Origin of the sequence: Streptomyces sp. NPDC048417 (assembly GCF_040651615.1) — a bacterium.
Classification (GTDB): Bacteria; Actinomycetota; Actinomycetes; order Streptomycetales; family Streptomycetaceae; genus Streptomyces.
In genome coordinates, this window is record NZ_JBEZKI010000034.1 from 80,437 (window position 1) to 99,855 (window position 19,419).

General features: G+C 72.3%; 19 protein-coding genes and 1 pseudogene. 7 read left to right on the forward strand and 13 right to left on the reverse strand.

Annotated elements, in window-relative coordinates; translation table 11 throughout:
* The first annotated feature begins 24 nt into the window (after positions 1 to 24).
* Positions 25 to 1,323, forward strand: coding sequence for a streptophobe family protein (locus AB0D59_RS40920; protein WP_362576357.1), 1,299 nt, complete (start codon positions 25 to 27; stop codon positions 1,321 to 1,323).
* Between the two features lie 3 nt (positions 1,324 to 1,326).
* Here AB0D59_RS40920 and AB0D59_RS40925 read toward each other — a convergent pair whose 3' ends face one another.
* The 3 genes from AB0D59_RS40925 to AB0D59_RS40935 form a co-directional block, all read right to left on the reverse strand.
* Positions 1,327 to 1,941 carry a hypothetical protein gene (locus tag AB0D59_RS40925; protein ID WP_362576358.1) on the reverse strand — a complete coding sequence of 205 codons (615 nt, stop codon included), beginning with the start codon at positions 1,939 to 1,941 and terminating at the stop codon, positions 1,327 to 1,329.
* Positions 1,942 to 1,949: 8 nt separating this feature from the next.
* Positions 1,950 to 4,289, reverse strand: coding sequence for an FHA domain-containing protein (locus AB0D59_RS40930; RefSeq protein WP_362576359.1), 2,340 nt, complete (start codon positions 4,287 to 4,289; stop codon positions 1,950 to 1,952).
* Between the two features lie 83 nt (positions 4,290 to 4,372).
* Positions 4,373 to 4,783, reverse strand: coding sequence for a hypothetical protein (locus AB0D59_RS40935; RefSeq protein ID WP_362576360.1), 411 nt, complete (start codon positions 4,781 to 4,783; stop codon positions 4,373 to 4,375).
* Between the two features lie 310 nt (positions 4,784 to 5,093).
* On the opposite strand from AB0D59_RS40935, the gene AB0D59_RS40940 reads away from it, so the two are divergent.
* Together AB0D59_RS40940 and AB0D59_RS40945 are read left to right on the forward strand one after the other, a co-directional pair.
* Positions 5,094 to 5,477: a nuclear transport factor 2 family protein gene (locus AB0D59_RS40940; protein WP_362576361.1), complete on the forward strand. Its 384-nt coding sequence runs from the start codon at positions 5,094 to 5,096 to the stop codon at positions 5,475 to 5,477.
* 76 nt (positions 5,478 to 5,553) lie between these two features.
* Positions 5,554 to 5,841, forward strand: coding sequence for a DUF1905 domain-containing protein (locus tag AB0D59_RS40945; protein ID WP_362576362.1), 288 nt, complete (start codon positions 5,554 to 5,556; stop codon positions 5,839 to 5,841).
* 12 nt (positions 5,842 to 5,853) lie between these two features.
* On the opposite strand, the gene mgrA is transcribed toward AB0D59_RS40945, so the two are convergent.
* Positions 5,854 to 6,846 carry an L-glyceraldehyde 3-phosphate reductase gene (gene mgrA, locus AB0D59_RS40950; protein WP_362576363.1) on the reverse strand — a complete coding sequence of 331 codons (993 nt, stop codon included), beginning with the start codon at positions 6,844 to 6,846 and terminating at the stop codon, positions 5,854 to 5,856.
* 111 nt (positions 6,847 to 6,957) lie between these two features.
* Between mgrA and AB0D59_RS40955 the strand changes: the two genes are divergently transcribed.
* The 3 genes from AB0D59_RS40955 to AB0D59_RS40965 all read left to right on the forward strand — a co-directional run bounded on the left by AB0D59_RS40955 (position 6,958) and on the right by AB0D59_RS40965 (position 9,970).
* On the forward strand, positions 6,958 to 7,872 hold the full coding sequence (locus tag AB0D59_RS40955) for a LysR substrate-binding domain-containing protein (RefSeq protein ID WP_362576364.1): 915 nt from the start codon (positions 6,958 to 6,960) through the stop codon (positions 7,870 to 7,872).
* A 61-nt stretch (positions 7,873 to 7,933) separates the two neighbouring features.
* Positions 7,934 to 9,427 carry a carotenoid oxygenase family protein gene (locus AB0D59_RS40960; RefSeq protein WP_362576365.1) on the forward strand — a complete coding sequence of 498 codons (1,494 nt, stop codon included), beginning with the start codon at positions 7,934 to 7,936 and terminating at the stop codon, positions 9,425 to 9,427.
* A gap of 27 nt (positions 9,428 to 9,454) precedes the next feature.
* A complete protein-coding gene (locus AB0D59_RS40965; protein WP_362576366.1) occupies positions 9,455 to 9,970 on the forward strand; it encodes a DinB family protein in 516 nt (171 codons plus the stop codon).
* Here the strand turns inward: AB0D59_RS40965 and AB0D59_RS40970 are convergent.
* The 9 genes and pseudogenes from AB0D59_RS40970 to AB0D59_RS41010 form a co-directional block, all read right to left on the reverse strand.
* Positions 9,952 to 11,022, reverse strand: a complete 1,071-nt coding sequence (locus AB0D59_RS40970) for an adenosine deaminase (RefSeq protein WP_362576367.1) — start codon at positions 11,020 to 11,022, stop codon at positions 9,952 to 9,954. The two genes, AB0D59_RS40965 and AB0D59_RS40970, sit on opposite strands and share 19 nt — an antisense overlap.
* Before the next feature lie 38 nt (positions 11,023 to 11,060).
* Complete coding sequence (locus tag AB0D59_RS40975) at positions 11,061 to 11,453, reverse strand: VOC family protein (protein ID WP_362576368.1); 393 nt, start codon at positions 11,451 to 11,453, stop codon at positions 11,061 to 11,063.
* A 184-nt stretch (positions 11,454 to 11,637) separates the two neighbouring features.
* Positions 11,638 to 12,567 carry a M56 family metallopeptidase gene (locus AB0D59_RS40980; protein ID WP_362576369.1) on the reverse strand — a complete coding sequence of 310 codons (930 nt, stop codon included), beginning with the start codon at positions 12,565 to 12,567 and terminating at the stop codon, positions 11,638 to 11,640.
* Positions 12,564 to 12,947 carry a BlaI/MecI/CopY family transcriptional regulator gene (locus tag AB0D59_RS40985; RefSeq protein ID WP_362576370.1) on the reverse strand — a complete coding sequence of 128 codons (384 nt, stop codon included), beginning with the start codon at positions 12,945 to 12,947 and terminating at the stop codon, positions 12,564 to 12,566. The genes AB0D59_RS40980 and AB0D59_RS40985 overlap by 4 nt, the downstream gene beginning before the upstream one ends.
* A 400-nt stretch (positions 12,948 to 13,347) precedes the next feature.
* Positions 13,348 to 14,253, reverse strand: coding sequence for an oxidoreductase (locus AB0D59_RS40990; RefSeq protein WP_362576371.1), 906 nt, complete (start codon positions 14,251 to 14,253; stop codon positions 13,348 to 13,350).
* A 35-nt stretch (positions 14,254 to 14,288) separates the two neighbouring features.
* Positions 14,289 to 14,999, reverse strand: coding sequence for a chitinase (locus tag AB0D59_RS40995; RefSeq protein ID WP_362576372.1), 711 nt, complete (start codon positions 14,997 to 14,999; stop codon positions 14,289 to 14,291).
* 256 nt (positions 15,000 to 15,255) lie between these two features.
* Positions 15,256 to 16,599: pseudogene (locus AB0D59_RS41000) on the reverse strand (aldehyde dehydrogenase family protein); the annotation flags it as partial.
* A gap of 132 nt (positions 16,600 to 16,731) precedes the next feature.
* The gene (locus AB0D59_RS41005; RefSeq protein ID WP_362576373.1) at positions 16,732 to 17,925 is read right to left on the reverse strand and encodes an RNA polymerase sigma factor; all 1,194 of its coding nucleotides are present in this window, start codon (positions 17,923 to 17,925) and stop codon (positions 16,732 to 16,734) included.
* On the reverse strand, positions 17,925 to 18,275 hold the full coding sequence (locus AB0D59_RS41010) for a YciI family protein (protein WP_362576374.1): 351 nt from the start codon (positions 18,273 to 18,275) through the stop codon (positions 17,925 to 17,927). Before AB0D59_RS41010 ends, AB0D59_RS41005 begins: the two co-directional genes overlap by 1 nt.
* 99 nt (positions 18,276 to 18,374) lie before the next feature.
* On the opposite strand from AB0D59_RS41010, the gene AB0D59_RS41015 reads away from it, so the two are divergent.
* Positions 18,375 to 19,415, forward strand: coding sequence for an acyl-CoA dehydrogenase family protein (locus AB0D59_RS41015; RefSeq protein WP_362576375.1), 1,041 nt, complete (start codon positions 18,375 to 18,377; stop codon positions 19,413 to 19,415).
* The last annotated feature ends 4 nt before the right edge of the window (positions 19,416 to 19,419 follow it).

Genomic DNA, 19,419 nt, shown 5'->3' on the forward strand with positions numbered 1-19,419 from the left:
CGGGGTGTTGCTTAGCGTGACAGTGTGAGCCCGCGAATCGCCTCGGCTCGGCCGGTGGCCGCCCCGGCCGGCCGGACCGTCGCCCGGCACGGCTGGCCGCCGGCCCTGGCCGTGGTGGTGGCCGCGCTGGTCGCCATGGCGGTGCCGGCGGCGGTGGGCCTGTGGGCGGCGGGCGCGTCGGACCTGCCGAGCGGGGCCTTTCTCCCGGTGGTGCTCGCGACCGTGGTGACGGCCGTCGGCGGCACCGTCGAGCTGTCGGGCGACGCGGGCGACCTGGCGCGGACGAACGCCGGGCTGACCGTCGTACCGCTGTCGGTGACGCTGGTCGGGGCGCTGGTCGTCGCCGGGGGCTTCCTGCGGCCGCTGCGGCACCGGGCGGTGGCCGGCGCCCGGGAGCTGGCCGGCTGGGCGGCCCGGATCGCGGTGCTGTGGCTGCTCGCGCTGATCGGGCTCGCACTCGGTGCCCGGCACACCTTCGCCGTGAACGTGGGCAGCGGCGCGCTCAGTGACGTCACCGATCTGCTGGACGCCGCGCCGACGGTGGGTTTCACGACGGATGTGCCGCTCAGTGTCGTGTTCGGGCTGCTGTGGCTGGCCGGGATCCTGGTGCTGACGCTGCTGGTGTCGCGCGGGGCACCGCTGCCGGGGCGGCTGCTGCGCTTCCAGGCGTCGGTGCGCCCCGCGGCGTTCGCCATGGTCGTGTTCGTGCTGGCCTACGTCGGTCTGGCCCTGGTGGTGGCGCTGGTCGCGCTGGTGACGCGCGGGTCCGCCAGGGAGACCCTCGCGGTGATTCTGCTCGGGCTGCCCAACCTGGCGTGGCTGGCGCTCACGCTCGGTCTCGGCGTCACCTGGAAGGGCCGGGTCGACGGCCCGTTCGGGCTGCCGGTGCCGCACGTCCTCGCCGAGGTGCTGCGCACCCCGGACGTCTCGACCCTGAACCTCCGTACGATCACCGACCACGACGGCCGGTGGTGGTGGCTGGTGGGGGTGGCCGCGGTACTGCTGCCGGCGGCCGCGTTCCTGATGGCGGTGCGCTCACCCGCCCGGGTCCGCGCCTGGCGGCACGCCCTGCGTCTGGCGATCGCGCTCGCGCTGACGGTGCTGACGCTCTGCCTCACCGGCCGGGTCTCCGCCCACTACGGCCTCTCCCTGCTCGGTATCGGCGACCTGGGCGGCAATCTCTCCGGCGAGCTGCTGCTGAGGCCGCAGCTGTGGTGGGCGGTGGGCCTGGGCGCACTGTGGGGTCTGGTCGCCGGATACCTCGGCGCGCTGCTGGCCGGCCCGGTGCGCCGACGGGGCGAGGTGGCGGCCGGGAGACCCTGAGACCTACCGCTCCCGCTCACCGTCGGGGGTGACCACCCTGGTCGGACAGTGACCGGGACCGTCGCCGCCCGGCTCAGCCCGGTCGGTGGGGTGCCGGTCGGTGAGATGCCGGTCGGTGACGTCCCCGTCGGTGACGTCCCGGTCGGTGAGGTAGGTCGACAGCCGCCGCCCGTCGCCGTAGACCCAGCACCCCTCGGCCGGGTCGTACAGCCACATGGACTCCCCGTCGACCACCAGCCCGATACGCAGCCCGTGGGTGCGGCCCCGGAAGGACTCGCCGTCGAGGCCGCCGCCGGCCAGGTCCTCGACGGCGTCCCGGTAGTCGGCGAGGGCCTGCGCGGCACGGGCCAGCAGTGGGCGCGGGTCGGTGGCGTCCGCGGACGGGCCGCCGGTCAGGGGCGGGTCGCGGGGTACGGCGACGAGGTAGCGGCCGTCGACCCACGCGGCCCAGCCGTTGGCGCAGCTGATGTGCGCCCAGTCACCGCGCCGCTCCACGAGCCGCACCGGCAGCAGCGGGTCCAGGGGCACGGTCGGCCGGGCGGGGTCGGGGGCCTCCCAGGCGGGCATGCCGTCGGCCGGGACGACGTGGGTGGGCCGGAACCCTGGGCTGGTGGTCATCGTGTCGCCTACTTCCGCATCACGGCGGGTTCGTGCCGGCGCAGCAGCCGGGAGAGGAGACAGCCGAAGGCGACGGACAGCACCACCAGCATGACCATGTTGCGCAGCCAGACGCCCGCCGAATGCCGGAAGAACGGGTCGGCGGTGAGCCTGCCCGGCACGATCCGGTGCAGTTCGACGGTGCCGGCCATGGCACCGAGCGCCCACCGCGAGGGCACCAGCCAGGCGAGCTGTTCGAGCCCGGGCACGCCGTCCAGCTTCAGCAGGGTCCCGCAGAAGACGACCTGGACGACGGTGAGCAGCACCAGCAGCGGCATCGTCACCTCCTCCTTGCGGACCAGGGCGGAGATCAACAGGCCGAGCATCATCGCGGTGAACGAGAGCACGGCCACGGCGACGGTGATCTCCAGCAGGGCTGGCATCAACACCCCTTCGCCGCCGGGCGCGTTGAGGTCGACGCCCGCCAGGCCCACCTGGGTGAGCACGATCGCCTGGACCACGGTGATGGTGCCGAGGACGACGACCTTCGACATCACGTACGCCGATCTGGGCAGGCCGACGGCTCTCTCGCGCTGGTAGATGACGCGTTCCTTGACCAGCTCGCGCACGGCGTTGGCGGCGCCGGTCAGCACCCCGCCCACGCAGAGGGTGAGCAGCGCGTTGGTGGCGGTGTCGAAGGTGAGCTTGTTGCCGGCGACGGCCCGGGCCATCGCGCCCATGACGAACGGCAACCCGATCATGATGGCGAGGAAGGTCCGGTCGGCGAGGAGGGCGGCGGTGTAGCGCCGCACCAGGGTCGAGAACTGGGCTCCCCAGCTGCGCGGGCGCGGCGGCGGGGGCGCGGCGACCGGGCCGGCGCGCGGCACGACGGGCTGCGCGCTGGAGTTCACGATGTACTTCCGGTGGTACGAAGACCCGCGGAACTCCCCCGCCCAGTCCCGGCCGGTGTCCCGCTCGAACGCCTCGAAGGCCTCGGGCCACTCCTCGAAGCCGAAGTAGCCGAGGGCGTCGCCGGGCGGGCCGAAGTAGGCGGTCCGGCCGCCCGGCGCCAGGACCAGGAGGCGGTCGCAGACGTCCAGGCTGAGCACGCTGTGGGTGACGACGATGACGGTACGGCCGTCGTCGGCGAGGCCGCGCAGCATGTTCATCACCGAGCGGTCCATGCCCGGGTCGAGTCCGGAGGTCGGCTCGTCGAGGAAGAGCAGGGAGGGCTTCGTCAGCAACTCCAGAGCGACGCTGACCCGCTTGCGCTGCCCGCCGGAGAGGCTGTGCACGGACTGGTCGGCGCGCTGTTCGAGGCCGAGTTCCCGGATGACCTCCTCGACCCGCTCCCGCCGCTCGGCCTTCGCGGTGTCCTCGGGGAAGCGCAGTTCGGCGGCGTAGGTGAGGGCGCTGCGCACGGTCAGCTGGACGTGCAGGATGTCGTCCTGCGGGACCAGTCCGATGCGCTGGCGCAGTTCGGCGTAGTCGCGGTAGAGGTCGCGGCCGTCGTAGAGGACGGTGCCGTGCTCGGCGGGGCGCTGGCCGGTGAGGGCGCCGAGCAGGGTGGACTTGCCGGCGCCGCTCGGCCCGACCACGGCGAGCAGGCACTTCTGGCCGACCGGGAAGGAGACGTGGTCGAGCAGGATCTTGCGGCCGCGGTCGACGGCGACGGTGAGCTCCTGGACGTCGAGGGAGACCTCGCCGGTGTCGACGTACTCCTGCAGCTCGCCGTCGACCAGGCAGAACGCCGAGTGGCCGATGCCGACGACGTCCCTCGGGCTGAGCGGGGCGCGGATGACGGTGCGGCCGTTGAGGTAGGTGCCGTTGTGGCTGTCGAGGTCGACGATCTCGTAGCTGCCGTCGGGGTGGGCGCGCAGTTCCGCGTGGTGGCGGGAGACGACCAGGTCGTCGACGACGACGTCGTTGTCGGTGGCGCGGCCGATGCGGATGGTGCGGGCGTGCAGCCGTCGTACCGAGGACGGCTGCCGGAAGGTGCCGGTGCGGCTCGGCATGGAGACGGAGGAGGGGCGGTCCGTGGCGGGCGGCGCGCGGCCGACGAGGACGGCGCTCGGCCCGTCGGCGGGGCTGCCGAAGCGGATGACCGTACCGGGGCCCACTTCCCACTCCCGGATGCGGCGGCCGTCGGCGTAGGTGCCGTTGGTGCTCTGCTCGTCCTCGAGGGTCCAGTGGCCGTCGTCGGGCCGCAGCACCGCGTGGTGCCAGGAGACCCGGGAGTCGTCGATAACGATGTCGCTGTACGGGTCACGCCCGACGTGGTAGTCGCGGCCCGGGCTCATCACCGTGGAGCCCGTGTCGGTCTCCAGGACGAGTTCGGGCGCCGTCGAGTCGACCGGCCGCTCCGCCATGGCCAGAATTCTACAGATTTGTCAGCTTATACGCCCGATCACTGCCACCCGACTACGGCCGCCCGGCCGGCGACTGTCACGTGTCAGGCCACGGGGACGACGAGGGCGGGGATGGTGCGCTGCATACGAAGGGCGTCGACGGACTCGGCGAGCAGTTCGTACTCGGTGGTGTCGTCCTGGACGGCGATCCGCACCAGCCGTCCGCCGGCCAGTTCGTCGGCGACGAGTTCCTGCCGGACCGCGTCGGCACACCAGACGCGGAGCAGACCGGGCACGTCCGAGACGGTCGCCCCCACCGGGACGAGAGCCCCCTGCGGATATCTGGGGTTCTCGGGTAAGGGATCCAGCCGTTCCGCGATCCAGGAGGCCCGGTCCCGTAACCACCACAGCGCCAGGGCCAGCGTCGGCGCACGGTAGGTGCCGAGCGGAACGCCGATGCGCTGCCCGCCGCAGATGCCGTATGCCGTGACATGGCACAGGAATTCGTCGTGCACGATCACTCCCCCGTAGCTCGCCGGTGTGCCGTCGCGGCCGGTTTCCCGTGCGGCTCCTGTGCGGTGAAGTGCTCCTGACATTCGAGTATGTTCACTTTCGAAACACTGTCACCACACCTTTCCGGCCAGTCTCTTGGCATATTCGCCTTACGAATTGGCCGGAATGCGCCAGCTGTACGGCCCTGCCTTCATTACCCGAGGGGTAATCGACCCGTCACGCGGATCCGGGCATGGTGGTGTCAACGGATCGCCGCAAGCCGCGATCCACCCCCTGACCAGCAGTGACACCCTCGATGGAGGCTGATTCGCCATGTCCGTGAACACCGACCGTTACCAGACCGCCGCCGCCCGCTACTTCGAGGCCTGGAACGCCACCGAGCCCGAGGCGCTGGGCAAGGCGGTCGCCGAGGCCTGGGTCCCGGAGGGCACCTACACCGACCCGCTCGCCGATGTCTCCGGGCACGCCCAGATCACGGCCGTGATCTGGGCGGCGCACGAGCAGTTCCCGGGTTTCGTGTTCCGTCCGCTCGGGGCCGTCGACGGCCACCACGACACCGCGCGCTTCGGCTGGGAGCTGGTGAACGAGGCCGACGGCTCGGCACCGGTGGCCGGTTTTGACGTGGTCACGCTCAGCGAGGACGGCCGGATCCGGCAGGTGCTGGGCTTCCTGGACCGGGTGCCCACCGGGGCCTGAGCCGGCGTCCGCGATGAGTTCCCGCGCTCGCGGCGGTCTCCAGTTTACGAGAGACCACCGCGAGCGGAGGACCGCCATGAGTACGACCGCACGGCTGGACGTGGAGTTCACCGCCGTCCTGCGCAGGAGCCCGGAGAAGGGCGGCTGGACCTACGTGGTGTGGCCCGGGTCCGCGGAGTTCTTCGGCACCCGGGGGCTCGTCAAGGTCCGCGGGACGGTGGACGGGCATCCGTTCCGGAGCTCCTTCATGGCCCTGGGCGACGGCACCCACAAGCTGCCCGTGAAGGCCGATGTCCGCGCGGCGATCGGCAAGGGTGAGGGGGACGCGGTGTGCGTCCGCCTCACCGAGCGCGTCACCGGTTGACGACGACGCCGGTCACTGGTTGACGATCGCGTCGATCCGGGCCAGTTCCTCGGCGTCGAAGTCCAGGTTGCCGATGGCGCCGACACAGTCCTCGACCTGCTGCGGGCTGCTCGCGCCGATCAGCGCGGAGGTCACCCGGCCGCCGCGCAGCACCCAGGACAGGGCGAGCTGGGCGAGGGTCTGGCCGCGGCCCTTGGCGACCTCGTCGAGCGCGCGCAGCCTGCCGACCAGGTCCTCGGTGACCGCGTCCGAGTTCAGGAACGGGCTGTCGCTCGCGGCCCGGGAGCCCTCCGGGATGCCGTCGAGGTAGCGGCCGGTGAGCAGGCCCTGCTCCAGCGGGGAGAAGACGATGGAGCCGACCTGGAGCTCGTCGAGGGCGTCCAGGAGGCCCTCGTTCTCCGGGCGGCGGTCGAGCATGGAGTAGCGCGGCTGGTGGATCAGCAGCGGGGTGCCGAGTTCGCCGAGGATGCGGGCGGCCTCGCGGGTCTGCTCCGCCGAGTAGTTGGAGATGCCGACGTAGAGCGCCTTGCCCTGCTGGACGGCCGAGTGCAGGGCGCCCATCGTCTCCTCCAGGGGAGTCTCCGGGTCCGGGCGGTGCGAGTAGAAGATGTCGACGTAGTCCAGGCCCATCCGGGTCAGGGACTGGTCCAGCGACGACAGCACGTACTTGCGCGAACCCCACTCCCCGTACGGGCCCGGCCACATCAGATAGCCGGCCTTGGTGGAGATCACCAGCTCGTCACGGTAGGCGGCGAAGTCCGCCTTCAGCGCCTCGCCGAACGCCGACTCGGCGGCGCCGGGGGGCGGACCGTAGTTGTTGGCGAGGTCGAAGTGGGTGACCCCGAGGTCGAAGGCGCGGCGCAGGATGGCGCGCTGGGACGTCACGGACCGGTCGGGCCCGAAGTTGTGCCACAGGCCGAGCGACAGCGCGGGAAGCTTCAGGCCGCTGCGGCCAGTGCGGCGGTACGGCATGTCGGCGTAGCGATCGGGGTGTGCGGTGTACAACGCGACTCCAGAGGGGTTGCCACAGGATCTACCGGTTCCACTCTTTCCCGAGCCGCGGGCAGTGGTCCAACAGGAGAATCCGATGGAATTGTGCGGTTAGGCTTCTCAGTCATGGAACTGCGCCACCTCCAGCACTTCGTCGCCGTCGCCGAGGACCAGCACTTCACCCGGGCCGCGGAACGGCTGCTGGTGTCCCAGTCCGGCCTGTCCGCCTCGATCCGGGCCCTGGAGCGGGAGCTGCGGGCGCCCCTGTTCGTGCGGACCACCCGCCGGGTGACGCTCACCGAGGCGGGTCGCGCGCTGCTGGGCGAGGCGGAGCGCATCCTGGCACAGGTGCGCTCCGCGCACGAGGCGGTGGCCGCGGTGCAGGGCGTGCTGCGCGGGACGCTGGCGCTGGGCACCGAGCAGTGCATCGCCGGGGTGCATGTGGCGGGGCTCCTCGCCGCCTTCCGGCGCCGGCACCCGGACGTGGAGATCCGGCTGCGGCAGGCCGGTTCGGGCGCGCTGGCCGAGGAGGTGGCGGCGGGCCGGCTGGACCTGGCCTTCGCCTACCGCACCCAGGACGACACCGACCAGCTGCGCTCGGTGGCCCTGACCGGCGAGCCGATGACCGTGCTGTGCCATCCCAGCCACCGGCTGGCCACGGCCGGCGCGGCGGTGGTCCCGGCGGACCTCGACGGGGAGGTGTTCGTGGACTTCCACCCGGACTGGGGCCCGCGCCGCACGACCGACTCGGCCTTCGCCGCGGCGGGCGTACGGCGCACGGTCGCCCTGGAGGTCAACGACGTGCACAGCCTCCTCGACCTGGTCGACGAGAACCTCGGCATCGCCGTCGTACCCCGGCACTTCCGGCACAAGCGGCCCTCGCTCACCGCGCTCGCGCTCAAGGACACGGACGAGTCCACCTACGAGACGGTCGCCCTGCTGCCGCCCGAGACGGCCACCAGCCCGGCGGCCCGGGCGCTGGTCACCCTCCTCGAAACAGGGGGCCTGGCAACACCCCCGGAGGGGGTCCACCCCTCCTGACCTCGGCTTCCCGTCGGCGCAGACTCATGAGCGTCCACAACGACGACGGGGAGCAGAGGACATGGCGGAACACACACGGCGTACGGTGCTGCGCGGCGCGGCGGGCCTCGCGGCGGCCACCGCGCTGGCCGGCACGACAGGGGCCACGACGGCGGCGGCACGCCCGGCGACGGAATCGACGGAGCATCAGTACCCGTTCCTCCAGGGCGCGTTCGCCCCGGTCACCGAGGAACTCACAGCCTTCGACCTGCCGGTCACCGGCCGCATCCCGCGCGAACTCAACGGCCGCTTTCTGCGTAACGGCCCGAACGTCCTGGGCCTGGAGGACCCGCGCGCCCATCACTGGATGCTCGGCGATGGCATGGTGCACGGTGTACGGCTGCGCGACGGGCACGCCGAGTGGTACCGCAACCGCTGGGTGCGCTCCTCCCAGGTCGCCGCGAAACTCGGGGAGTCCTACCCCGGCCCGGTCCCGCCGGACGACTTCGCCTGCAACACGCATGTGATCCCCTACCGGGGACGGATCCTCGCACTCCAGGAGAGCGGCCCACTGCCGTACGAGCTGGACGGCGAGCTCAACACGGTGGGCACCCACGACTTCCGGGGCACGCTGGAGGGCGCGTTCACCGCGCACACCAAGTACGACGCGCACGCCGGCGAGTTGCACGCGATCACCTACTACCCGACCTGGGACCATGTCCGGCACCTGGTCGTGGACCCCACCGGCCGGGTCGCGCGCACCACCCGGATCCCGGTGCGGGACGCGCCGATGATGCACGACTTCGCACTCACCGAGAAGCATGTGGTCGTCTTCGACATCCCGGTCACCTTCGACCCGGCGGCCGCCGAGGCCGGCGCCCTGGTGCCGTACGTGTGGAACCGGGAACACCCGGCCCGGGTGGGGGTGATGCCCCGGTCCGGCGGTGCGGTCCGCTGGTTCGGTGTCGACCCGGTGTTCTACTCGCACACCCTCAACGCGTACGACGAGGGCGAGTCCGTGGTGATCGACCTGACGACGTATCCGGCGCCGTTCGACGTCGCCGGGAAGTTCACGGACGGACCGCACGCGACGGGCACCGCGAGGCTCGAACGCTGGACGGTCGATCTGCGCCACGGCCGGGTCAGCAGGCGGACCCTGGACGACCGGCCGCAGGAGTTCCCGCGCGTCAACGAGGAACTGGTCTCCCGCCGGCACCGCTACGGCTACTCGGCGGCGGCGGCCGAGATGTCACTGGCCTATCTGGCCGGGGACGGCAATCCGCCGGACCACGCCTTCTCCAACGCCCTCCTCAAGCACGACCTCGCGCGCGGCACCGCCCAGGTGCACCGGCTGCCGAGGGGCGCGGCGGCGGGCGAGGCGGTGTTCGTGCCGGGCGAACACGCGGTCCAGGAGGACGACGGTTTCACGCTCGCCTACGTCCACGACCCCGACCGCGGCGCCGCCGACCTGCTGATCCTCGCCGCGCAGGACTTCACCGGCGAGCCGCTGGCCCGGGTCCACCTGCCGGGCCGGGTGCCGCTGGGGTTCCACGGAAGCTGGATTCCGGACGCATGACGAGCCGTGATGAGCGATCGTGGTCGCATGCATGCAAGGGACATCCTCATCGACGGCTTCGGCCGCATCCAGGAAGAAGTCCACGCCGCCCTCGACGGCCTCGACCCCGACCTGCTCAACAGGCCCCCGGCCCCCGGCGCCAACTCCATCACATGGCTGGTCTGGCACCTCACCCGGATCCAGGACGACCATGTCGCCGACGCCTTCGACCTCGACCAGGTCTGGCTGGCCCAGGGCTGGGAGAAGCGTTTCGCCCTCGGCCTGCCGCCCCGTGACCACGGGTACGGCCACGCCCCCGCGAAGGTCGCGAAGGTCACGGTGGACTCCGGCGACCTGCTGACCGGCTACTACGACGCGGTGCACGAACAGACCCTGGGGGTGCTGCGCGAGCTCCCCGCCAAGGAACTCGAACGGGTCGTGGACACCCGCTTCGATCCGCCGGTCACGCTGGGCGTACGGCTGGTGAGCGTACTGTCCGACGATCTCCAGCACGTCGGACAGGCCGCCTATCTGCGGGGGCTGCTTCAGAGCACGGAGGCGTAACCGGGCAGGACGACGTCCTCGATGAGGGCCGTGCGCTCGTCGAACGGGATGAACGCGCTCTTCAGGGCGTTCACCGTGACCGTGCGCAGGTCCTCGGCCGTCCAGCCGGCCTCCTCGACCAGCAGGGACATCTCCCGGGTCATCGTCGTCCCCGAGACCAGACGGTTGTCGGTGTTGAGGGTGACCCGGAAGCCCAGCTCCTTCAGCGCGGTGATCGGGTGCTCGGCGATGGAGGTGGCGCAGCCGGTCTGGAGGTTGGAGGTGGGGCACATCTCCAGGGCGATCCGGCGGTCGCGCACCCAGCTCGCGAGACGGCCGAGCTTGTCGCCGGCGATGTCCTCGGTGATCCGCACACCGTGCCCGATGCGCTGCGCGCCGCACACCTGGACCGCCTGGTGGATGCTGGGCAGGCCGTGCGCCTCACCGGCGTGGATGGTGAAGGGCACGCTCTCGCGGCGCAGGTGCTCGAAGGCGGCGAGGTGGTCGGCGGGCGGGAAGCCGTCCTCGGCGCCGGCGATGTCGAAGCCGACGACACCGGCGTCCCGGTAGGCGACGGACAGCTCCGCGGCCTCGCCGACCCGGTCGAACATCCGCATCCCGCAGAGCAGCGTGCCGACGCGGACCGGCGTGCCGGCGGCAGCGGCCTTCGCCATGCCGGCGGCGAGCCCCTCCTGCACGCTCTCCACGACCTCCTCGAGCGTGAGCCCGCCCTTGACGTTCAGCTCCGGGGCGTAGCGCACCTCGCCGTAGACCACGCCGTCGGCGGCCAGGTCGAGCACGTACTCCTCGGCGACGCGCCGCAGCCCCTCCTTGGTCTGCATGACGGCCAGGGTGTGCTCGAAGGTGGCTATGTACCGCACCAGGTCACCGGAGTTGGCGGCCTCGAAGTACCAGGCGGCCAGCTCGTCCGGGTCGGTGGTGGGCAGGGTGTGACCGACCTCGGCCGCGAGCTCGACGAGGGTGGCGGGGCGCAGGCCGCCGTCGAGGTGGTCGTGCAGGACGGCCTTGGGGAGGCGGCGGATCACATCGGCGTCTACGCGCGTAGCAGTCATGGCGGGGTTTTCCTCGGCGGGTGATTCGGGGCGGTGGGTCAGTCGGCGGGCTGGAGCAGGTCCCAGCGGTTGCCGTAGAGGTCCTGGAAGACGGCGACACTGCCGTACGGCTCGTGTCGCGGCTCCTCCAGGAAGGTCACGCCGGCGGCGGTCATCCGGGCGTGGTCGCGGGCGAAGTCGTCGGTGTGCAGGAAGAACCCGACGCGCCCGCCGGTCTGGTCGCCGACGCGGGCGTGCTGCCGGTCGTCCTTGGCGCGGGCGAGCACCAGTCCGGTGCCGTGCCCCTCGGCCCCGGGCGCCACGACGACCCAGCGGGAGCCGTCCGGCCGCGGCGCGTCCTCGACCAGCCGGAACCCGAGAGCCTCGGTGTAGAAGCGGATCGCCTCGTCGTAGTCGCCGACGACAAGGGTGACCAGGGCGACGCGTCGCATGGGGGCCTTTCGGTGGAGCGGTTAGCGCGAGAGGTTATACGTAAAACGTAACGAACGCCAGTCGCCCTGTTCGAGGGGCGCCGACCACAGCGCCCCGTCAGGGGCGCGGGCCGCGTCGATGTGCGGCTGCCGCCGTGTGGGCGCGACCAGCCACTACGCACCCACCCTTCGCACGGCGCCCGCCCTACCGCTCCGCTTCCCCCTGCGCGACCTCCACCTGGTGATGAAAGTCGATCATCCCGGTCGCGGAGGCGACACACGACAGCGCGGCGCACGCCGCGAGCAGCACCGCGAACCCGGAGCCGGCCCGGCGCCGCCCCCGCGGCGCCGCCAGCAGCGCCTCCACCCGCCGCGGCACCGGCCCCGACGTCGCCCCCGACACGAACGCCGGCCGATCGGCGCCGCCCCCCTGCCCCGCCAGCGCGGCCCGGGCGATCGCGCGGGCCGTCAGCCGCCGGTCCCCCACCGCGCTCGCCGCGGCCTCGTCGGCGACCCGCTCGACGGCCAGTCGTACGACGTCCCGGACCCGCCGCAACCCCGGATGGCAGTGCGCGGCAAGCTCCGCGGCGGCGAGAAAGAAGTGGTGACCGCCGCTGTTGTGCGCCCGTTCGTGCGCGAACAGCGCCTCCCGTTCGGCCCCGTCGAGGCTGCGCAGCATGCCCGTGGTGACGACGATCCGGTGCGGCCGGCCGGGCAGCGCGTACGCGTCCGGACTCGGCGAGTCGACCACGCACAGGTCGCCCGCGGCGGGCCCCCGCCCGGCCTCCGTGCGGGCCGCGCGGAAGGCGCGCGCCTGCCGGAGTACCGACCGCGTGCCGGTCCAGGCGCAGACGGCGAGAGCGCCGGCCGAGAGGGACGCGAGCGGCAGGACGTAGCGGTCGGAGACCGTGTGCAGCGGCCGGACCAGCTCACCGAGCGCCGCGAAGAACGGCAGCTCGAACAGCCCGGTGAGGACGAACGCGCCGAGCGCGGCCAGGGTGCAGCCCGCGAGGGCGACGGCCGAGACGGTGATCACCCAGAGCGCGGTGGTGGGCGCCAGCCGGTCCAGGGCCCGCCGGGAGAGCGCCGGCAGCACGAACGGCACCAGCAGCGGCAGGATCAGCAGCGCGGTCATGACGCCCCGGGCTGTTCGCCGGCGTCGAGCAGACCCCGCAGGACACGCTCGTCGTCGGGGCTGAGCTGGGCGACGAAGCGGGCGAGCACGGTCTCCCGGTCGCTGTCGCGGTCGAGCTCGCTGTGCATCCGCTTCGCGGTCAGGCCCTGCGCGTCCTGGACGGGGAAGTAGGCGAAGCCGCGGCCCTGACGGTGCCGGTCGACCACACCCTTGTCGTGCAGCCGGGTCAGGATCGTCGTCACGGTGGTGCGGGCCAGGTCAGCGCCGAGGCTGCGCTGCACCTGACCGGGGGTCCGGGGCGCACCGGCGGCCCAGAGGGCTGCCATGACGCTCGCCTCCAGCTCACCGGCGGGCCGGCGTTCGTCCTTCGCGTCGGCCATGGAAGGTTCCTCACCCCTAGTTCGTCCGCAGTCCCAGGGACCGTCTACGGCAGTGTAGTCAGACGGGCGGTGGCCACCGCCCGTCCACCCATTATGAGGAGCCCCCGCCGAAGGCGGAGGAAACCTCTCGTGGTGAGCGGTACCGGAGACCTGGGACGCAGGCGGCACCCGGGATGTCGTCCTGCTGGACGGGGAGGTGACTGTCTTCTCCTAGGCCGACGTACGGGGGCCGACGGCGGAGGGTCTGCGGGCGAAGACGGGCTGGGACCCGCGCGGGGACAGCCCGTCGCAGGCCTGGTTCCGGATCCGGCCGGGCACGGTCGAGGCATGGCACGAGGAGCACGAGCCGCGCGGCCGGCATCTGATGCGGGACGGGGTGTGGGCGGACTGAGCCGGGCCGTCAACCGGCCCTGGTGTGAAGGGCGTTCAGCCGGGCCAGTTCCTCGTCGGTGAACCGGATGGCGCCCGCCGCCACGTTCTCGGCGAGGTGGTCCGGGTTGCCGGTGCCGGGGATGGCGAGGACGTGCGGACCCTGGTGCAGGGTCCAGGCGAGGCGGACCTGGGCGGGGCTGGCGTCGTGCGCGCGGGCGACGGCGAGGAGTTCGTCGTCGTGGGTCTCGGTGACCCCGCGCATCGCGGCCTCGCCCGCGACGGCGAAGTACGGCACGAAGGCGATGCCGCGTTCGCCGCAGATACGGACCAGTGCGTCGCTGGCCGGGTCCGGCTTGCCGAGTCCGTAGCGGTTCTGCACGCACACCACGGGGGCGATGGCCAGCGCCTCGTCCAGGTGCCGCGGTTCGATCTCGGAGACACCGAGGTGCCGGACCAGGCCCGCCTCGCGGAGTTCGGCGAGGGCGCCGAAGTGCTCGGCGATCGAGTCCTGGCCCATCCTGCGGAGGTTGACGACGTCGAGGTGGTCGCGGCCGAGCTGGCGCAGGTTCTCCTCGACGTGCCCGCGCAGTTGGTCGGGGCGGGCGGAGGTGGCCCACTCGCCGGAGTAGTCCCGGTAGGGGCCGACCTTGGTGACGATGACCAGGTCGTCGGGATAGGGGGCGAGCGCGGTGTTGATGAGTTCGTTGGCGGAGCGCAGGGCGGAGAAGTAGAAGGCCGCCGTGTCGATGTGGTTCACACCGAGTTCCACGGCCTTGCGCAGCACGGCGACCGAGCGGGTGCGGTCGCTCGGCGTGCCGCTGGGGAAGGCGATGCTGCCCGTCAGCCGCATCGCGCCGAAGCCGAGACGGTGGACGGGCAGGTCGCCGAGTTTCCAGGTGCCGGAGGTGTCCGCGGTGATCGTTTCGGAGGTCATCGACGGAGTCTGGCACACGGCGGCTGCGGGACGGGTCAGCAGTAGAGGTTGTTGCCCGCCGCGACACCGAGAATCTGCGTGAACTTCTGGTAGGCGCTGACCCGGCTCTGCACTTGCGCCGGGTTCTTGCCGTCGCACTCCAGGGAGCCGTTGATGGAGCGGATGGTCTGGCCGAAGCCGGCCTGGTTGACCATGGCGTTGTGGCCGGTCATGGTGCCGGGGCCGGTCTGGGTGTTCCAGTACCACAGGCCGGTCTTCCAGGCGACGGAGGAGTTGTTCTCGACCTGCCAGGGGTTGTTGAGGAGGTCGATGCCGAGTGCGTCGCCGGCCGCCTTGTAGTTGAAGTTCCAGCTGAGCTGGATGGGGCCGCGGCCGTAGTAGGCGGCCTGCCCCGCCGGGCAGCCGTAGGACTGGCTCCAGTCGCAGTACGTCGGGTAGTTGGCGGTGTTCTGCTCGACGACGTACACCAGCCCGCCGGTCTCGTGGCTGACGTTGGCGAGGAAGGCGGCGGCCTCCTGCTTCTTGACGGTGTCACTGCCGGTGTTGGCGAAGGCCGGGTAGGCGCTCAGCGCGGCGGTGAGGCCGCTGTAGCTGTAGAAGGAATTCCGGTTCGGGAACATCTGGTTGAACTGCGCCTCGCTGACGACGAAGCCGGCGGCGGAGGCTGTGGGGGCCGCCTGGAGCACCAGGGCGGAGCCGCCTATGGCGAGCGAGGTCAGGAGTGCGGCGATACGGCGCCTCGACACGGATCAACTCCTTTGCGGAGCACGGCCGCGCCCCACAGAGGGGGAGCGGCCGCGGTGGGGGGTGTGAGGCACACTCAACTGCTTTGGTCTGTACCAGTCAAGGGTGTAGACCAGTCATTCGGAAGTCGATCTTCTGGGAGTGGTTTCCGCAATTGCGCCCGGAAACTGGCATGTCGGGCTCGCCGTGTCGCCCGGCAGGACAGCGGTCGGGCCCGGCGGCGTCCCAATGCGGCCGGGCCCAAAAGGAGTTGGCGGATCAGCCGAGCGGCTTCGCCAGGACCGCCTTGCGGTGGCTGAACGTCTCGATGGAGTAGCGGCCGTGGTAACTGCCCATGCCGCTCTCCCCCACCCCGCCGAACGGCAGGTCGGAGACGGTGAGATGGGCGACCGGCAGGCCGAGGCCGAGCCCGCCGGAGGAGGTCTCGGCGGCGATCCGGTCCCGGGTGTCGCCGGACTCGCTGAAGACGTACAGCGCGAGGGGCTTGTCGCGGTCGTTGATGAAGCCGATCGCGCCGTCCAGGTCCGGGACGGTGACGATGGGCAGGATCGGGCCGAAGATCTCCTCCCGCATCACCGGGGACTCGGGGTCGACGTCGGCGAGCACGGTGGGCGCGATGTACTTGGCGGCGCGGTCGGTGTCGCCGCCCACGGCCACCCGGCCGGAGCCGAGCAGTCCGCTGAGCCGGTCGAAGTGCCGCTCGTTGACGATCCGGCCGTACTCGCCGGACTCCTTGGGCTCCGTGCCGCACAACGCCTGGACGGCCTTGACCAGCGCGGGTTCCAGGGCGGCGGCCGTCTTGGGGTCGGTCAGGACGTAGTCGGGGGCGACACAGGTCTGCCCCGCGTTGAGGAACTTGCCGCGCGCCAGCCGGTCCGCGACCACCGCGAGGTCGACGTCCCGGTCGACGAACGCCGGGGACTTGCCGCCGAGTTCGAGGGCGACCGGGGTGAGGTGCTCGGCGGCGGCGCGCAGGACGATCCGGCCGACCACGCCGTTGCCGGTGTAGAAGATGTGGTCGAAGCGTTCGGCGAGCAGGGCCGTGGTCTCCGGGACACCGCCCTCGACGACGGCGACGGCCTCGGTGTCGAGATAGGCCGGGAGCAGCCGGGCCAGTGCGGCCGAGGTCGCCGGGGCCAGCTCGCTGGGCTTGGCGACGACCGCGTTGCCTGCGGCGAGGGCGCCGGCCAGCGGGGCGAGCAGCAGCTGGGCGGGGTAGTTCCACGGGGCGATGACGAGGACGACGCCGAGCGGGTCGTACTGCGTCCAGGCGGTCGCGTCGCCGCCCAGGTGCGCCGGGACCGGGGCGGACTCGGGGCGCAGCCACTCCGCCAGGTGGTCGAGGCTGTGGTCGATCTCCCGGACGGTGAAGTCGATCTCCGTGCGGTAGGCCTCGCCGGCGCTCTTGCCCAGGTCCGCGTGGAGGGCGGCGGCCAGCTCGTCGCCGCGCTCCGTCAGCATGGCGCGCAGCCGGCGCAGCTGGCCGGTGCGCCACTCGACGGGCTTGGTGCGGCCGGTGCGGAAGGTGGCGCGCAGCCGGGCGACGACGTCGGCGGGCTGCTCGGGGGTGGACTGGTTCACGGATGCCTCGCTGGTGGTGCGTGCGGGCCTGGCGGCCCGGCTGGATGTCGATCACTCGGATGCATAGTGCAACCTTTCAGGGGCCGAAGTAAATTCCGCCACCACGGAACCACTCTCCGCCGCGCCCGGATCACCCTGCCGTGGACCCGCTCCTCAGGCCACGAGCTCGGCCCGCCGCCGCCGAAGGTACGCCTGTTCGGGCAGCCCGTCGGCGAGCCCGATGGCGGTGTCGTACTCCCGTACCGCCTCGTCGTCACGGCCGAGCCGGCGCAGCAGGTCGGCCCGGACGGCGTGCAGAACGTGATAGCGGTCGAGGTCGAGCGCGTCGACCAGGGCGAGGGCCTGGTCCGGCCCCTCGACCTCGGCCACCGCGACCGCCCGGTTCAGCGCCACGACCGGAGACCGGTCGACGGCCATGAGCTGGTCGTACAGCCGCAGGATCTGCCCCCAGTCGGTGTCCTCGGCGGTCGGTGCGTCACTGTGCACGGCGTTGATCGCGGCCTGGATCTGGTACGGCCCCGGCCGGTCGCGGCGCAGGCACCGCCGTACGAGTTCCTGCCCCTCCCCGATCAGCTCCCGGTCCCACAGCGCGCGGTCCTGGTCGGGCAGCGCCACCAGCTCGCCGTCCGCCGGCCGCCGGGCGGGCCGCCGGGCGTCGACCAGCAGCATCAGCGCGAGCAGCCCGGCGACCTCGGGCTCGTCCGGCATCAGCCCGTACAGCAGCCGCCCCAGACGTACGGCCTCCGCGCACAGCCCGGGATCACCGCCGTACCCCTCGTTGAAGATCAGGTAGACGACGGCCAGCACCCCGCTGAGCCGGTCGGGCAGGTCGGCGTCCTTCGGCACCCGGTAGGGGATGCCCGCGTCGCGGATCTTGGCCTTGGCGCGCACCAGGCGCTGGGCGAGGGTGGGCTCGGGCACCAGGAAGGCGCGGGCGATCTGGGCGGTGCTGAGCCCGCCGAGCAGGCGCAGGGTCAGGGCGACCCTGGCCTGCGGGGCGAGGGCGGGGTGGCAGCAGGTGAAGATCAGCCGGAGCCGTTCGTCGCGCACGGGGCCCTCCTCGGCCGGTGGGCCGGACGCGTACAGCCGGGCGGCCTCGGCCTGCCGGGCGTCCCGGGAGGATTCGCGGCGCAGTCGGTCGACCGCACGGTTTCGGGCCGTGGTGATGATCCACCCGGCCGGGCTCGGCGGCACCCCGCTCTCCGGCCATCGGTCCAGCGCCGTGGCGAAGGCGTCCTGGACCGCTTCCTCGGCGAGGTCGATGTCGCCGAGGAAGCGGACGAGAACCGAGACCGCGCGCCCGTACTCGGTACGGAAGGCCGCCTCGACGTCGGCGGCGTCCGCCATCAGAACCGGTCCACGAAGGGCCGCACCTCGATCGGCAGCCGAGTGGCCAGGGCGGCCTTGCGTCCCCACTCCAGGGCGGCGTCCAGGTCCGCCGCCCGGATCAGGCTGATCCCGCCGAGGTACTCCTTGCCCTCGGCATAGGGCCCGTCGGTGACCAGTACGTCGCCGTCCTTCGGGCGCAGCAGCGTGGCCGTCTCCGGGCCGTGCAGGCCGCCGGAGAAGACCCAGGCGCCGGCCGCGCGCAGCTCGTCGTTGAACACCTCGACATCGCGCATGATCGTGGCCATCTCGTCGGGCGGCGGCGGGGTGCCGTCGGCCGGCTGGACCACGCTGAGCAGGTAGTGCTTCATGACGTTCTCCTCGGTCGTCGTGGGGTGTGCTCGCCTTCTACACGAACGGCGGGCCCCCGGATCGACACCCCGCCCCGGACAGCCGAAAGAATCTTCTCCATGACCCTCTCCGCACATCCGCTCGTGATCCGCGCCCGGGAACTCGCCGACGGTCTCCTCTCCCCCGCCGCGGAGCGCGTCGACCAGGAGGGGGTGCCGGTGAGCCACATCGAGGCGATCAGGCGCTCGGGCCTGCTCGGCCTGAACGCGCCGGTGGCGTACGGCGGCTCGGCGGCGCCCGCGGCCGTGGTGCGGGAGACGGCGGAGATCCTGGCCGGGGCGTGCTGCTCGACCTGGTTCGTGCAGACCCAGCACCACACGCCGGTACTGACCCTGGCGAAGACCGAACTACCGGTGCGGGAACGCCTGTTGGGTCCGCTGGCGCGGGGCGGGCTGCTGTCCGGGGTGGCGTACGCGCATCTGCGGTCGTATCCGCGGGTTCCGGTGCGGGTCCAGCGGGAGGGGGACGGCTGGCGCTTCCACGGCACCGTCCCCTGGTACACCGGCTGGGGCCTGAACGACGTGATGCTGCTGGCCGGGGTGACCGAGGACGACGAGGCCCTGTTCGCCTTCGTCGAGGCGCGGGAGCAACCGGGGCTGCGCCCGTCGGAGCCGATGCGGCTGGCCGCGCTCACCGCGTCCCGGACGGTGTCCCTGGACCTGGACGGCCTGCGGGTGGCGGACGACGCGGTCGCGCTCCGGACGCCGTACGAGGAGTGGGCGGCGACGGACCGCCCGAAGTCCCGCAACGCCAACCCGGCCGTCTTCGGGATCACCGCGGCGGCCCTGGCCCTGCTGGACGAGGAGTACGCGGCTCCGCTGCGGGCCCGTACCGACGACCTGCGCCGCCGGGCCTACGCGCTCGCGGACCATCCGGTGCCGCGGGAGCACGCGCAGGAGCGGCTGGCGCTGCGGGCCGAGGCGTTCACGCTGATGCGTACGGCGACCACGGCGGCCGTGGTGTCGGGCGGCGGCCGGGCGATGTCCGTCACCGACCGCGCCCAGCGCCTGGCCCGGGAGGCCCTGTTCCTGCTGGTCCAGGGTCAGACCGCCGAATCGCGCACGGCCCATCTGGAGCGGCTCGCGGAGCGGTCCCGCTGAGACG